Here is a 15,564-nt window from a genome sequence, read left to right as displayed (position 1 = left end):
TTCAACGACCAGGTCATCGAGTTGTCGGCGCGCGAACTCGGCGTGCTCGAAGTCCTGCTGCAGCGGGTTGGCCGGCTGGTATCGAAGGAACAGCTCGTCAACCACCTTTGCGAGTGGGGCGAGGAAGTCAGCAATAACGCGATCGAAGTCTATGTCCATCGGCTAAGAAAAAAAATCGAGCCCGGTGGGGCGCGCATCATGACCGTTCGCGGGCTAGGCTATAGCCTTGAAAAAGCCGTTGCACCAGCGGCCGCTCCGGTCGCGTCAGGACCCGCGGACGCCGGCCCGATGGCATCGTCCAGCCCTCACTACAAGTAACCACATCATGGGCTCGCCCGCTACTTCCAAGCGTGCCGCCCAGGCGTCGCGCGAGTCGCCTCACCCGTTGCAGCACCCGTCGCCGGATCTGCTCGATGCACCCATTGCAGACCCCGACGTGTCTCGTGACGCGCGTTACGCCAACCCGTTCGCGCCGCCCGACGAGCTCGAGCCGGACGGCGAACCGGCGCCGCGTTCGCTGTTCGGCGAGATTCTCGACTGGATGCTCGCGCCGCTGTTGTTGCTGTGGCCAATGAGCATCGCCGTCACATATCTGGTCGCCAAGTCGATAGCCAACGGGCCGTTCGACCGGGCGCTCGAAACCGATGCCTACGTGCTCGCCCGGCAAATCCAGCCGGTCAACGGCGTGGCGGAATTGCGTCTGCCAAACGCCACGCGCGATTTCCTGAGGGCGGATAACGTCGACAGCGTCTTTTTCCAGGTGCTCGGCACACGAGGCGAACTCGTGGGCGGCGACGCCGACATGCCCCTTCCCCACGACGATGACCGGCCGCAGCCCGGCATTGTGGAATTTCGTGACGATGTACTGCGCGGCAACGATATCCGCGTCGCCTACACCACGGTCGAACTGCCATCATTGCAGCAGCCGGTGCTCGTCCAGGTGGCCGAGACGCTCGATAAACGCAGCCAGTTGGCCAACGACATCATTAAGGGCGTGATCCTGCCGCAGTTCGTGATTTTGCCGCTGGCTATCGTGCTGGTGTGGTTCGGGCTGTCGCGCGGGCTCGCACCGCTGCATGCGCTGCAATCGAATATCCGGGCGCGCCGTCCTGACGACCTTTCGCCGCTCGAAGCCAGCCGCGCGCCGCCGGAAATCGCGCCGCTGGTGGCATCGTTCAATGACTTGCTCAACCGGCTAGAGCAGAACATGGAGCTGCAAAAACGCTTCATAGCCGATGCCGCCCATCAAATGAAAACGCCCCTCGCCGGCTTGCGAACCCAAGCCGAGCTGGCGCTGCGGCAGGACGTACCCGCCGAAGTCCAGCGTTCGCTGGAACAGATCGCGACAAGTTCCGAGCACGCGGCGCGGCTCGTCACGCAACTCCTTGCGCTTGCTCGCGCAGAAAACCGGATGACCGGGCAGATTTTCTCGCGCGTCGAGCTCACCGATCTTGCGCGGCTTGCCGTGCGCGACTGGGTGCAGGCGGCGTTGGCGAAGGGCATGGATATCGGCTATGAAGAACCGCCGCATCCGGTCGAGGTCGAGGGCAACGTGGTGATGCTGCGCGAGATGCTGTCGAATCTTATCGATAACGCCATCCGCTACACCCCGCCCGGTGGCCGGATCACGGTCCGCGTGCGCACCGAGGATTCGGACACGCGCCGCGTTTATCTCGAAGTCGAAGACACGGGCTTGGGCATTCCAGTGGCGGAAAGAGCGCGCGTGGTGGAACGGTTTTACAGGATTCTCGGACGTGAAGGCGATGGCAGCGGATTGGGCCTGGCCATTGTCAGGGAGATCGTGACGATGCACCGTGGCACGCTCGACATTGAAGACCACATGTACAGTGAAGCGCCCCGAAAGGCGGGAACGCTTGTGAGAGTAGGCTTACAGCGGGTTTATCCTGCCCGGGACAAACCCTGAGCGATTGCTTGATCGCAAAGCCGACAGTATATAAATTAACGTAAATTAGCCAGCAAATAACGGTCAAACGAATAAAAATAGCCGACGTTCGACCCGATCGCCATCGCAATCTCAAAAACCACACACCCCTACCTAGTCAGAACGCCGTAAGTTTTCACTCCAATAATCGCTGCACGGTGCCGGCATGCGCGGGGTGCCATTCAAAAATCAAGATCAGGAGATGATTCATGGCGACGGTCGAGGGACGCATTTCCCACGCACCGATGACAAGCGAAGAACGGCGCGTGATTTTTGCGTCATCGCTGGGCACGGTGTTCGAGTGGTACGACTTCTATCTGGCGGGCTCGCTCGCCATCTATATCAGCAGGACCTTCTTCTCGGGCGTGAACCCGACAGCCGCCTTCATCTTCACCTTGCTCGGCTTCGCAGCGGGTTTTGCCGTGCGTCCGTTCGGCGCGATTGTGTTCGGGCGTCTTGGCGACATGGTCGGGCGCAAGTACACGTTCCTTGTGACCATCGTGATCATGGGTTTGTCGACGTTCGTGGTCGGCTTGCTGCCCGGATACGGGACCATAGGCATAGCGGCGCCCGTGCTGTTCATCGCGATGCGGCTGCTGCAAGGCCTCGCGCTCGGCGGCGAATACGGTGGCGCGGCGACTTACGTTGCGGAACATGCGCCCTCCAACAAGCGCGGCGCGTGGACGGCGTGGATCCAGACCACGGCTACGCTCGGCCTGTTCATCTCGCTGATCGTGATCCTCGTGGTGCGCAGCGCCGTTGGCGAAGACACCTTCGGTGCGTGGGGTTGGCGCGTTCCGTTCCTGGTGTCGATACTGCTGCTCGCCGTCTCCGTCTGGATTCGCATGAAGTTGCACGAATCGCCGGTTTTCGAGCGCATCAAGGCCGAAGGCAAGACCTCGAAAGCGCCGCTAACCGAAGCATTTGGTCAATGGAAGAACCTGAAGATCGTGCTGCTCGCGCTCTTCGGCCTGACGATGGGACAAGCCGTGGTCTGGTACACGGGCCAGTTCTACACGCTGTTTTTCCTGACGCAGACGCTGAAAGTCGATGGCACCAGCGCCAACATCATGGTGGCGGTGGCGTTGTTGATCGGCACGCCGTTCTTCCTGTTCTTCGGGTCGCTGTCCGACAAGATTGGCCGCAAGCCGATCATCATGGCCGGCTGCCTGATTGCCGCGCTGACGTACTTCCCGCTCTTCCACGCGCTCGCTCACTACACGAACCCGACGCTCGAAGCCGCGACCATCAAGTCGCCGATCACCGTCATTGCCAATCCCGACGAGTGCTCGTTCCAGTTCAACCCGGTGGGTACATCGAAGTTCACGAGCTCCTGCGATATTGCCAAGAGCGCGTTGTCGAAGGCCGGTTTGAACTACGAGAACGTGGCTGCACCGGCTGGGACGGTCGCGCAGATCAAGGTTGGCGACACCGTGGTGAACATCTATGACGGCAAGGCCGCCGATGCGAAGGTCCAGGGCGCCGCGTTCGACAAGACGCTTGCGGGCACGCTGAAGTCGGCGGGATATCCGGCGAAGGCTGATCCGGCGCTGATCAACTGGCCGATGGCTATCGTGATCCTGACCATCATGATGATCTACGTGACGATGGTGTATGGGCCGATTGCCGCGATGCTCGTGGAGATGTTCCCGGCGCGGATCCGGTATACGTCGATGTCGCTGCCGTATCACATTGGCAATGGCTGGTTCGGCGGGTTCTTGCCGGCTACGGCGTTTGCTATCGTGGCGGCGAAGGGGAATATCTTTTCAGGACTGTGGTACCCGATTGTGATTGCCGTGGCCGCGTTCGTGATCGGGATGCTGTTTGTTAAGGAGACCCGGGGGACGGCGGTTTATGACTCGGATTGATCGTCCGGCGGCGGCGGATAGCACTGCTGCCGCCTAACCCACTTGTCGATAGGAATCAGCTTGGAAGGGGTTGACAGGTTTTGCAACCCTCTTCATAATCTCGATCTCTTGGCGAATTAGCTCAGCCGGTTAGAGCGACGGAATCATAATCCGCAGGTCCGGGGTTCGAATCCCTGATTCGCCACCAAGTTGTAAGAAAAAGGCTTTGCGGATAACTCCGCAAAGCCTTTTTTGCGCTGAACATCCACGATCTCTTGTCGCGGTTACCGCATTTGGCAAAGTCATCCTTTTCGATTGTTTCTATCAGCCCACCGTAACGAATATGCGTCAATGCGACGCACTAATCGCGGAATTTCAGTCGTGCGTCAATTCTCTTAACGTCCCGAAAAGTAAAAATTTGCGACTTGACGTCAAACCTCAGCACAGCGTTATACGATCATGCCCGTCGCTGAATTTGCGATGCACTCATGTTGAACACTAGGAGGACTGATGAAGCCAAGGGTATTCATAGGTTCGTCCCGAGAAGGGATCCCGATTGCTAATGCAATCCATACAAATCTAACTCGGGATGCAGAGTGCACCGTTTGGAAGAGTGGCGTTTTTCAACCATCTTCTTTCGCGTTGAATAGTCTAATTGACGAACTGGGCGATTCGCAGTTCGGTATTTTCGTATTTAGCCCGGACGACACTTCAATAATGAGATCCGAGCAACATCAGGTGGTACGAGACAATGTCCTCTTCGAGCTTGGGCTTTTTATCGGGCGACTGGGACATAAGCGTTGTTTTTTCCTGGTTCCAGAATCAGGAGGCATAAGGTTACCAACCGATCTTTTCGGCTTGAACTCAACCGAATATGAATCGAATCGACGCGATTCAAATTGGGTCGCAGCGGTGAACCCTGCATGCACATCAATATTGCAGGTTATGCGCGATCAGACGCATCTAAGTGAAGTCGATATTGCTGCCCCGATTATCAGGGCTCATATCGGCGCATCAAGCGAACACGTTGCTCCGGCGGGCAAGGAGGTAACGGCAAAGATTAAGATCGAGCAATACAAGAAGTCCTTCTTACTTAAAAGTGACGATCCTGTTCATAGAGAGCGCCTTTCCGCACTCCCTTACGCGTCTTATAATCGGACGCTTCAGGGATGGGTCATCCCTCAATTCAAGGGAACTCTTGTCCGTCAAGATCTTGCTGATCTGCTTTGAATTTGACGACGCTCTTTGAGCGTCGGAGCTGGAAATCAGTTTTAGTAATGGCTGTCGCTCAGTAAAGAGCACGGCCTTTTTCACTCACTGCCCGATTAAACACCCCCGCATGCGTAACATTCATCCCATGCGACGCCCCTTCAATCGTCACCCGCCTCGCCCCATCGATCCACCTTTCCAACGCTCCCACCGCATCCCGAAACATCTTCGGACTCTTCTCCCCTTCGATAAGCAGCGTAGGGCATTGCACCCTTCCCGCAGCACTTGCATCGTAAGCAGGCAAAGGATCGCGAAATTGAAGCGCCAAGGTATCGGCGTTGTCCATCGCCATGGCCCGGAACTCTTTCGGACTCCGCGCCCAGAACCCGGGCCGGCTCACAGAATCGACAAACAACTCCAATCCCGCATCGACCTCACCCGCAGCAATCAACTCCGCTGCCTTGGCCCTCAGCGCATTAACAGGCGCGGGCAGCACCGTCCTCGCCCTAGCATCATCACCGGCCCGAGCCACCGCCCCACCCGGATCAGCCAGCACCAGCGACTTCACCATCTCCGGATATCGGACGGCCAAATGAAACGCCACACACCCACCCCTCGAATGCCCGACAACATTCACCGCCCCCACCCCAAGCCGCTCGATAAACTGCCCCATCTCATCAACATGGGCATCCCAGCTAAACGGCCGTAAATCCCCCGCCACCCCAAGCGCCCCTGCCCTCCCGGAAGGCCAGTAATGCGAAAGACTCGGCGCGACACATCGATACTGCCTGCCAAGCGGCCCCAGCTGCGGCTTCCAGTATCGAAAGTCGCAAAGCGAGCCGTGAATAAACAGCATGACTTCCTGGTGCTCGTGCCCGGTCTGTACAAAGGGCACTTGCACGCCGTGGTCGAGCGTTGCCACATCGGGCATGGGCAAGCCAAAAAGTTGCGAGGGATCCACCCCATCCAACAGCGTCATCCGATGCAACTCCAATTAGCAAACCAACAAACCACCAAAACCCTCACTCCGGCGCCGTAGCCCGAATGGTAACCATATCGCCCATCGAGTCCTGATCATCGAACGAAGCATCCTCAACATCAGCACCACGCCCACCGCCCAAAGGAATCGCCTCGACCGGAAACCCCTTCTTCTCCCAGGCATCCAGCCCGCCCTTCAGCGGCCGTACATTCGAGAATCCCTTCGCCTTCAACTGCCGCACGATCTGCTTGGCCGTCGCCTCGTTCGGACACACGCAATAAACCACCACCTCGCGCTCGCGAAACATCTCATCGATTTTCCCCGATGCCTGCAGATCCAGCGGCAACGCGCCCTTGATCCTGTGCGCCTCCTTGCGCCGGATCTCTTCCGGCCGGGCATCGAAAATGACGGGCGGCGCATCGGAGCGCATCATTTCATCGAGCTGCTCGGGCGATATCCGGTACTTCGCGAGCCATCGGCGAAACTGCAGGCGTCGCACCCATCGATACGCCAAGAACACCCCCGCAGCCATGCCGAGCACATCGAGCGCGGTCAGCCCATATGTGCGCACGAACACGAGCAGATCCGCGACCTCGGCCTTCAGGATCGCGCCGCCCAGCATCCAGGCCGATGCCCAGAGCGTCGCGCCCACGAAATCCCAGAACAGGAATACGCGCACATCGATCTGCGTGGTCCCAAGCATGGGCGATGAAACCAGCCCAAGCCCCGGCACGAACTTGGACAACGCGAGCAAAGGCGCGCCGAAGCGCTCGAACCAATGCCGGGCGGTACGCAAGGTGGTATCGAGGGAAAGCGAGAAGCGCACGAGCGAGTTCAGGAACCGCCGGCCGTAAAACCTTCCGGCGGCAAACCAGAGAGAATCGGCGATGACCACCGCGATCACCGCAGCAGCCAACATATGCCAGAACGAAGCGAGTCCGGCCGCGATCAGCGTACCGGCGAGCACGAGCATGGGCGCGGCAGGAATGGGCACGCCGAGCTGCGTGGCGAGCACGCTGACGAACACGGCCCACGCGCCCCAGGACGACACTAAAGAGATCGGAACGTGCGGCAAAATCGTGCTCCTCGCATTGAGTGCAGAGCGCAACGTTCTGGATATTTACGGTTTGACCGATATCGACAAAACCGCGCCTGACCCGCAACTTTATAGCGAAAACGAAAATATCGCCGGGCTTACAGGCGTATTAACGCTCGCTGATCACCCTTCGATCCGCGCTCGCGTCACGCCGAGCAAACCGGCCATGGCGTTACGCGCAGCGCTTGATTTCCGCTTGGCGATGGCATCGAAGACGGCCGTGTGTTCGGCCATCGATGCATTGAACACCTCCGCCCGACGCGCATTCAACTGCAATTGCGCCTCGAGCGTGCGCTCGATCAGCGTCCCGAGCGGCACGAGCAACTCGTTGCTGCACGCGTTCAGCACGCTCAAGTGAAAGCGCAGGTCGGCGCGCACCCATTCGTCGACGTTGCGCGCATCGAGCATCGCCTGATGGGCTTCGGCCAGTCGCGCCATCGCATGTTCATCGTGATTCGCAGCGGCCAAAGCGGCGGCATAAGGTTCGATCATCTCGCGCATTTCCTGCAGCTTGAGCGCGAACTGCATGGGCTTGGCGACACGCGAGTACCACTCGAGCACGTCGGCATCGAGCAGGTTCCACGCGTCGCGAGGCCGCACGCGCGTGCCGATCCGGGGCCGCGATTCAATCAATCCCTTCGATGTCAGCGTCCGCAACGCCTCACGCAGCACGGTCCGGCTCACGCCAAAGCGCTCCATGAGCTCGGCTTCGCGCGGCAAGATGGTCGCCGGCGCGAAATCGCCGCGCAAGATTTCAGTGCCGAGGTCGTACGCGACGCGTCCGTGCAGATCGTGCTGAATGACTTTCCCCTTTGCGCAAAATGACGCGATTATACGGACCCACAAACGGACCCTTTCCTGGCAAGCGTTTCCGTCGAATAGTACTATTAATATACAGAGTGAGCTGATTTTTGATAGCATTGAAACCCTCGTTCCTCACTCACCAGATAATCAGGAGACGCCAGCATGAAAATCACGAAACTCGAAACTTTTATCGTTCCGCCGCGCTGGTGTTTTCTGAAGATCACGACGGACGAAGGCATCGTCGGCTGGGGCGAACCGGTGGTGGAAGGCCGCGCGCACACGGTGGCGGCTGCGGTCGATGAACTCTCGGACTACCTGATCGGCAAGGACCCGCTGTTGATCGAGGATCACTGGCAGGTGATGTATCGCGCGGGGTTTTATCGTGGCGGGCCGATCGGCATGAGCGCGATTGCGGGCGTCGATCAGGCGCTGTGGGACATCAAGGGCAAGCATCACGGCGTGCCCATTCACGCGCTGCTCGGCGGCCAGGTGCGCGACCGCATCAAGGTGTATTCGTGGATTGGCGGCGATCGTCCAAGCGATGTCGCGAACAATGCGCGCGCCGTTGTGGATCGCGGTTTCAAGGCCGTGAAGATGAATGGTTCGGAAGAACTTCAGATTATCGATACCTTCGACAAGGTCCAGGCGGTCATTAACAACGTCGCGGCCGTGCGTGAAGCGGTGGGTCCGAATATCGGCATCGGCGTGGATTTCCACGGCCGCGTGCACAAGCCGATGGCGAAGGTCCTCGCGAAGGAACTCGATCCGTTCAAGCTGCTGTTTATCGAAGAGCCGGTGTTGTCGGAGAACGTGGAGGCGTTGCGGGATATCGTGAACCAGACGAGCACGCCGATCGCGCTTGGCGAGCGTCTCTATTCGCGCTGGGACTTCAAGCACATCCTGGCCGGCGGTTATGTGGACATCATCCAGCCAGACGCGTCGCATGCGGGCGGGATCACGGAATGCCGCAAGATTGCATCGATGGCCGAAGCCTACGACGTTGCCCTCGCCTTGCATTGCCCGCTTGGGCCGATCGCGCTGGCAACCTGCCTGCAAATCGATGCCGTCAGCTACAACGCCTTCATCCAGGAGCAAAGCCTCGGGATTCACTACAACAAGGGCAACGACCTGCTCGACTACATCAAGAACCCGGAAGTCTTCAAATACGAAGACGGCATGGTGATGATTCCGCAAGGGCCGGGCTTGGGTATCGAAGTGAACGAAGAGAAGGTGCGCGAGATGGCGAAGGTCGGTCACCGCTGGCGCAATCCGGTCTGGCGTCACGCCGATGGCAGCGTTGCAGAATGGTGATCTGAGAATTGCGGCGCACCGTACGATACGGTTGCTTAAGGCATCGTAGAATACGGTTTGTCGAGACAGCGGTTTGTCTTGATGTCGTTACGTAACGCGCTGTTGAGCTACGTTCTCGCAGCGCGTTACGCCGTTAAAAAAGGGCGTTCGTAATTCTGGAGAACCCTTTTGCAGCAAGGCTTTGCATGCAGCATCGACGCTTGGCCCGCGTCTTGCATTATCTCGTGTACTGATGTTCCGACCCATGCGCCCGGGAAGAGCGCGACGATAAAGCGAAAGAGTCCAGCATGTACACACTTCCAGACGAATATATCCGCACGCAAATGGCCGTTGGCGCGCTTGTGCTGTTCGGCGTGCTCCGCGTGATCTGCGCCTCGATGGGCGCGCAGTACAACTGGCGGCTGTCGGTCGTCACGAAATGCTTCATTGGCGCTGCGGTGCTGTTTTGCCTGCCGCAACTGGCCGATGTCCTGTTTTCATCGCCCATGTCGCACAAGGCGTTCATCGAGTTGCAGGGCAAGGCAGTCGGCTGCGCGCTGGCGCTGTTCTGCGCGCCTATCGTGAGTCACAGACTCGGTTACGAATAAGCTCGCCAGGCACAACACTCGCCAACGCTTCATCCCGCCGATGCAAACCCCGGCACGCTGTGCGACAGCACGGCGGCCGCGACAAACACCGCAACGATCAAAACCGCTTCCACCCGCATGACGCCGGTGAACGTGCGGGCATCGACTGTCGATGCCGTGCGCTGCAATCGCGGCAACACGGACCATCGGTTCATTGCGCCGAGCAGCAACGCAGTCGCGACCAGCACCGCTTTCACCACCAGCGCCTGGCCCCACGCGCTTGCTTCGAGCGCTTCTGCCGAACCGCCCAACCCGCGCCAGGCGTTGTAGATGCCGGTCGCTACCACCAGCGAGACGGCGATCACGGACATCGTCGACATCTTTCCGGCTGTGCGAATCAAAAACGCCCGCGCCAGCGATGTCCCCAACGCCGACAACACGCTCCACGCGCCCGCGAACACCACACCGCCCCATAACGCGGTCGCCAGAAGGTGGATGGTCTGCACGCCTTCGGCCAGCGAAAACGCGCCGGCATCGGCGGCATGGCCAATCGACGCCTTCCCCGCCGCGGCCACGATCGCGCCCACCGCGAACAACCCGAGCCGCGGACTGCCCTTCGCGGTCGCGAACACCATTGCAAAGTTAAGCAGCACGCTGCCGCCAAAGGCGATCGCCCAGCCGATACCCGCATGCGTGCTGGTCACCACGGCGACAACGGCGGAGAACGCATCGAACAAAGGCGTGCCGCTCATCGATGCCGCCTGCAGCCAGACCAGCGTGAGATTCGCCGCGGCCAGCACGACCGCGCCGCCGATGCTCAACCGCCGCGCTTTCTGCCACGCGGCATGGGCGGGCGACTTGGCCTCGACCGCTTTCTCTTTCGATAACCACACGCTCAGCAATCCCGCGCCGAGCGTGCAGGCGAACGCAATATCGGCAAACGCAGCGATAACGACCTGCGACAACCAGAGCGGATCGCCGTTCATGCGCACACCTGCGGAAATTGAGTCATGCTGAAAGCGAACGAGGAAAGTATTGAAAGTTTGGTGGGGTGTCGTGGATCGGCGCAACAGGGCTTCCGGACCGCGAGTCTATCGGAACGGGCACATGGAATGCACGACAAGGACAGTTGCAGGAAATGGTCGAAATCGAGTCGATGCTTTGTCGAACGCAACGCCCCGCCAGTGATTGAAGAGTTTCAAATCCCCTGTCGATCAGTCGCGCGGCAAATTGTCGCGCAGAGGTTGAAAGTCAGCCACAACAGGTCAATGCTCAAATAGTCATCATCAGGCAACGATGATAGAATGCCGCGTCGCATCAGAGGCTCGCAGAGCCAATGTGGCAATGGTTCACCACATATTCGCACCGGGCCGAACGAAGCTCGGCAGGTCCTCGAAATTCATGGAGTGTCGCGTGTCTTCAAGACGCATCTTTCGTCCGTTGCTCGCCCCGCTAATGGCGCTGGCGCTCTTAGGGACTGCCAGCGCTGCTGCCGGCGCCGCCGAAGCTCAAGCCGCCCAGCCCGTCGCGCCGGACACCATGGCAGCACGTGTGCAGGGCTGTACGGCATGTCATGGCGTGCACGGTGAAGGCACGGACAATGACTATTTCCCGCGTCTTGCCGGCAAGCCCGCCGAGTACCTGTACAACCAGTTGCAGAACTTCCGTGAAGGCCGCCGGAAGTATCCGCCCATGAACTACCTCGTCACGTATCTCTCCGACGACTACCTTCACCAGATCGCCACGTATTTCTCGCAACAGCGCCCGCCTTATCCGCAGCCGGCCAAGCCGACCGTGTCGGCATCGACTGTGACGAAAGGCCAGCAGATCGTGCTGAACGGCGACCCGAGCCGCAACATCCCGGCTTGCGCGGCCTGCCACGGCGCGTCGCTCACTGGTATGGAACCGGCTATTCCGGGTCTCGTGGGATTGCACTCCGACTACATCAGCGCGCAGCTCGGCGCCTGGCGTGCGGGCTCGCGTCACGCGAAAGCACCTGACTGCATGCAACAGATCGCATCCCGCCTGACCGACGACGACGTGACCTCTGTCGCCGCCTGGCTTTCCACGCAAACCGCACCGGCCAATCCGGTACCCGCGCCCGCTGGCTCACGCAAGATGCCGCTCGTTTGCGGCAGCGAACCGCAATAAGGCGCGAGGAGCGATAAGAATATGAAACGCAAGTCCCTGTTCGCACTCTCGGCGGTTGTCGTCCTTACGGCTGCCGCAGCCGCTGCCGCCCTCTGGTCGGGTGGCGACGCATTCCATTCGAGCGGCGCTGTCGCCGCCGTGCCCGCCGACCAGACCGAGCTGATCAAGCGCGGTGAGTACCTGGCGCGCGCTGGTGACTGTATTGCCTGCCACACGGTTCGCGGCGGGAAGACGTTCGCAGGCGGCCTGCCCATGCTGACGCCGTTCGGCACCATGTACACGCCGAACATCACGCCGGACGATCAATACGGCATCGGCAAATGGACATCGGACGATTTCTATCGGTCGATCCATAACGGACGCTCGAAAGACGGCAGCCTGCTTTACCCGGCCATGCCGTTCACGGCTTACACGAAGGTCACGCGCGCCGACTCGGACGCCATGTTCGCGTACATGCGCTCGGTTCCGCCTGTGAACGAACCCAGCCGTCCGCACGAACTGCGCTTCCCGTTCAACCAGCGCAACATGCTGATTGGCTGGCGCGTGCTGTTCTTCCGCGAAGGCGAGTTCAAGCCGGATCCCACGAAGTCGGTCGAGTGGAACCGCGGTGCTTACCTGATCGAAGGGCTTGGCCATTGCAGCATGTGCCACACCTCGATCAACCCGCTCGGCGGCCCGGTGAGCTCGGCAGCCTTCGGCGGCGGCCTGATTCCGCTGCAGAACTGGTATGCGCCTTCGCTCACGTCGAACAAGGAAGCTGGTCTTGGCGACTGGGACGCGAAGGATATCAACGACCTGTTGAAGACGGGTGTATCGCAGCGTGGCGCCGTATTCGGTCCAATGGCCGAAGTGGTTCACAACAGCCTGCAATACATGACGGACGCGGACATCAGCGCAATGACCACGTACCTCAAGTCGATTCCGCAAAAGAAGGAAGCGCCGGAAACCATGCAGTTCGAGACATCGGAGAAATTCGGTGGCGAGTTGCTGGTCCAGGGCAAGAAGATCTACACGGAAAATTGCGCGAAGTGCCACGCGGAGAACGGTCTCGGCAAGCCGCCGGCTTACCCGCCGCTCGCCAACAACCAGTCCATCCAGATGCAATCGGCCGTGAACCCGATCCGCATGACGCTCAACGGTGGTTATCCGCCGAGCACGGAAGGCAACCCGCATCCGTATGGCATGCCGCCGTTCGCGCAAGCTTTGTCGGATACGGAAGTGGCTGCGGTTGTGACGTACATTCGTATGTCGTGGGGCAACCACGGTACGCCGGTGTCGCCGCAACAAGTGAGCAACCTGCGTTCGGCGCCGCTGGACTGACCGAAAGAGACCAGTTCAACCAGTAGCGTAAAATGCAGTGAAGGGCGCAGGCCTCGCAGTCGGGGCGGCGCCCTTCTTCTTTTTGCGCTCGATTTTTGCACCCGGCATTTGCATGCAGCACCTGTGCGCAATCAAAGCGAGTCGGGGACTATCCGTTCGAGTAGCCGGTCTCGCGGTAAAATACCGGGCGATTGCAGATACATGCGGAAAACGCAGCGCAGGCAGTGAGGATGTTCTTCGATGCACGTTGGTGAGCGGTTCAACAGCGTTACCCATCTTGTCGGCACTGTACTGTCGGTGGCGGGACTTGCAACGCTAGTGACCATGGCATCGCTGGAACGCGATCCGTACAAGATCGTGAGCTTTGCCGTATATGGCGCCATGCTGCTCGCCTTGTACGCGATCTCAACGCTCTACCACTGGGTCCGAAGCCCGCGGCTCAAGGCTGTATTGCAGAAATGCGATCATTCGGCCATTTATTTGCTGATCGCGGGAAGCTACACGCCGTTCACGCTCGTCACGCTGCGCGGTCCGTGGGGTTGGTCGCTATTCGGGGTAAGCTGGGGGCTTGCTGCTCTTGGCATCGTTCAGGAACTCACGCTCGGGCGCCGAACCCGCAGTGTATCGATGGTGATTTACGTGTTGATGGGCTGGCTTGCGCTCGTAGCCATCCGTCCTCTCGTTACAGCATTACCGCCCGCCGGCACGGCGTGGCTGCTGGCAGGCGGCTTGATCTACAGCGCCGGCATTTACTTTTTCATCAACGACGAGCGCATCCGGCACGGCCATGGCATCTGGCACCTGTTCGTGTTGGGCGGCAGCTTGTGTCAATTCGTCAGCATTGCGCGCTATGTTGCGTGAGCCTGCCCTGATCGGCACTCAATGCCTGATGATTTGAAGCGTGCGCGCTTCAAATGCAACTTAACGCCAGTCAGCGTGTCTTGATAGCGCGTTGATCTTCGCGGCAACTTTCCCGGCGCTCCTGCTTTTCTTCAAGCAAGCGCCCCGATCGTCATGCCGCCCGATTTCCTCGATCGTCGTACGCGCGCACCTCATTTGAGGCCTATGCGACAACGCCGGTCGGCATACCGAATCTGTGAACACTTATGTCTTTTGATTCCCTCGGCTTGTCCGAACCCTTGCTTCGCGCGGTCCTTGAACAAGGCTACACCACCCCTACTCCCATCCAGTCGCAGGCCATCCCGGCCGTGCTGAACGGTGGCGACCTGCTGGCAGGCGCGCAGACCGGCACCGGCAAGACGGCCGGTTTCACGTTGCCTATCCTGCAACGTTTGTCCGAGGCAGCCGCCCCTGCGGCCGGTGCCAAGCGCCCGGTTCGTGCGCTCATCCTGACGCCCACGCGCGAACTCGCCGCGCAGGTCGAAGAAAGCGTGCGGACTTACGGCAAGTACCTGAAGCTGAAATCGACCGTGATGTTCGGCGGCGTGGGCATCAATCCTCAAATCGATGCATTGCGGCGCGGCGTGGACATCGTCGTGGCGACGCCGGGACGGTTGCTCGATCACATGCAGCAAAAGACCATCGACTTGTCGAAGCTCGAGATCCTCGTGCTCGACGAAGCCGACCGCATGCTCGACATGGGCTTCATTCACGACATCAAGCGTGTACTCGCCAAGCTGCCGCCGAAGCGCCAGAACCTGCTGTTCTCGGCTACCTTCTCCGATGAAATCAAGACCCTCGCCGACAGCCTGCTCGACAAGCCGGCGCTGATCGAAGTGGCACGCCGCAACTCGACCGTCGAAGCGATCGCGCAAAAGATTCACCCGGTCGATCGCGACAAAAAGCGCGAGTTGCTCACGCATCTGATCCGCCAGAACAACTGGTTCCAGGTGCTGGTATTTTCGCGGACGAAGCACGGCGCGAACCGCCTGGCCGAGCAGTTGACGAAGGACGGCATCAGCGCGCTGGCCATTCACGGCAACAAGAGCCAGTCGGCGCGTACGCGTGCTTTGGCCGAGTTCAAGGACAACACGCTGCAGGTGCTCGTGGCGACGGATATTGCGGCGCGCGGTATCGATATCGATCAATTGCCGCACGTGGTCAACTTCGATCTGCCGAACGTGCCGGAAGACTACGTTCACCGGATTGGACGCACGGGACGTGCTGGGGCGACGGGCGAAGCGGTATCGCTGGTTTGCGTCGATGAACATCAGTTGCTCAAGGATATCGAGCGGCTCATCAAGCGCCCTATTCCGCAGGAAGTGATTGCGGGGTTCGAGCCGGATCTGACCCAGAAGCCGGAACCGATCCTCCGACGCAGCCAGGGCGGCGGCGGTGCGCGTCAAGGTTCGCCGCGTCAGGGCGCGCCGAAACAGGCG

The 15,564-nt window shown here is 59.9% G+C and carries 14 protein-coding genes and 1 tRNA gene; 11 read left to right on the top strand and 4 right to left on the bottom strand.

The features are described from left to right. The 5 genes from ACRXB1_RS14260 to ACRXB1_RS14240 form a co-directional block, all read left to right on the top strand. The coding region (locus ACRXB1_RS14260; RefSeq protein ID WP_449492353.1) for a helix-turn-helix domain-containing protein at positions 1 to 318 on the top strand (318 nt) is incomplete at its 5' end. Positions 319 to 325: 7 nt separating this feature from the next. Further along, positions 326 to 1,924 (top strand): sensor histidine kinase N-terminal domain-containing protein, encoded by a 1,599-nt coding sequence (locus tag ACRXB1_RS14255; RefSeq protein ID WP_449492352.1) that lies wholly within the window; start codon positions 326 to 328, stop codon positions 1,922 to 1,924. A gap of 227 nt (positions 1,925 to 2,151) precedes the next feature. After that, entirely contained in the window at positions 2,152 to 3,810 is a 1,659-nt protein-coding gene (locus tag ACRXB1_RS14250; RefSeq protein WP_449492351.1) for an MFS transporter, read from the top strand. Between the two features lie 110 nt (positions 3,811 to 3,920). Continuing rightward, positions 3,921 to 3,997, top strand: a tRNA-Met gene (locus ACRXB1_RS14245). Between the two features lie 302 nt (positions 3,998 to 4,299). Beyond that, a complete protein-coding gene (locus ACRXB1_RS14240) occupies positions 4,300 to 5,019 on the top strand; it encodes a TIR domain-containing protein (protein ID WP_449492350.1) in 720 nt (239 codons plus the stop codon). A gap of 58 nt (positions 5,020 to 5,077) precedes the next feature. Here ACRXB1_RS14240 and ACRXB1_RS14235 read toward each other — a convergent pair whose 3' ends face one another. The 3 genes from ACRXB1_RS14235 to ACRXB1_RS14225 form a co-directional block, all read right to left on the bottom strand. Beyond that, complete coding sequence (locus tag ACRXB1_RS14235; protein ID WP_082771376.1) at positions 5,078 to 5,977, bottom strand: alpha/beta fold hydrolase; 900 nt, start codon at positions 5,975 to 5,977, stop codon at positions 5,078 to 5,080. Positions 5,978 to 6,020: 43 nt separating this feature from the next. Continuing rightward, positions 6,021 to 7,052, bottom strand: a complete 1,032-nt coding sequence (locus ACRXB1_RS14230) for a DedA family protein/thiosulfate sulfurtransferase GlpE (RefSeq protein WP_449492349.1) — start codon at positions 7,050 to 7,052, stop codon at positions 6,021 to 6,023. A 144-nt stretch (positions 7,053 to 7,196) separates the two neighbouring features. Then, a complete protein-coding gene (locus ACRXB1_RS14225) occupies positions 7,197 to 7,919 on the bottom strand; it encodes a FadR/GntR family transcriptional regulator (RefSeq protein WP_449492348.1) in 723 nt (240 codons plus the stop codon). A gap of 120 nt (positions 7,920 to 8,039) precedes the next feature. On the opposite strand from ACRXB1_RS14225, the gene dgoD reads away from it, so the two are divergent. Both dgoD and ACRXB1_RS14215 read left to right on the top strand, forming a co-directional pair. Further along, positions 8,040 to 9,188 carry a galactonate dehydratase gene (gene dgoD / locus ACRXB1_RS14220; RefSeq protein ID WP_031359553.1) on the top strand — a complete coding sequence of 383 codons (1,149 nt, stop codon included), beginning with the start codon at positions 8,040 to 8,042 and terminating at the stop codon, positions 9,186 to 9,188. A 287-nt stretch (positions 9,189 to 9,475) separates the two neighbouring features. Then, entirely contained in the window at positions 9,476 to 9,775 is a 300-nt protein-coding gene (locus ACRXB1_RS14215; protein ID WP_062000699.1) for a hypothetical protein, read from the top strand. A 29-nt stretch (positions 9,776 to 9,804) separates the two neighbouring features. On the opposite strand, the gene ACRXB1_RS14210 is transcribed toward ACRXB1_RS14215, so the two are convergent. Beyond that, positions 9,805 to 10,740, bottom strand: coding sequence for a copper resistance D family protein (locus ACRXB1_RS14210; RefSeq protein ID WP_449492347.1), 936 nt, complete (start codon positions 10,738 to 10,740; stop codon positions 9,805 to 9,807). Positions 10,741 to 11,155: 415 nt separating this feature from the next. On the opposite strand from ACRXB1_RS14210, the gene ACRXB1_RS14205 reads away from it, so the two are divergent. The 4 genes from ACRXB1_RS14205 to ACRXB1_RS14190 form a co-directional block, all read left to right on the top strand. Next, positions 11,156 to 11,905, top strand: coding sequence for a c-type cytochrome (locus tag ACRXB1_RS14205; RefSeq protein ID WP_061998560.1), 750 nt, complete (start codon positions 11,156 to 11,158; stop codon positions 11,903 to 11,905). Between the two features lie 21 nt (positions 11,906 to 11,926). Beyond that, positions 11,927 to 13,225, top strand: coding sequence for a c-type cytochrome (locus tag ACRXB1_RS14200; protein ID WP_449492346.1), 1,299 nt, complete (start codon positions 11,927 to 11,929; stop codon positions 13,223 to 13,225). A 240-nt stretch (positions 13,226 to 13,465) separates the two neighbouring features. Beyond that, the gene (gene trhA, locus ACRXB1_RS14195) at positions 13,466 to 14,086 is read left to right on the top strand and encodes a PAQR family membrane homeostasis protein TrhA (protein WP_061998558.1); all 621 of its coding nucleotides are present in this window, start codon (positions 13,466 to 13,468) and stop codon (positions 14,084 to 14,086) included. Positions 14,087 to 14,331: 245 nt separating this feature from the next. After that, on the top strand, positions 14,332 to 15,564 hold a 1,233-nt coding region (locus tag ACRXB1_RS14190; RefSeq protein ID WP_449492345.1), incomplete at its 3' end, for a DEAD/DEAH box helicase.

Source organism: Caballeronia sp. M23-90 (assembly GCF_053574605.1).
The sequence above is the reverse complement of the archived record's forward strand: the minus strand, read 5'-3'. Positions and strand labels throughout refer to the sequence as shown.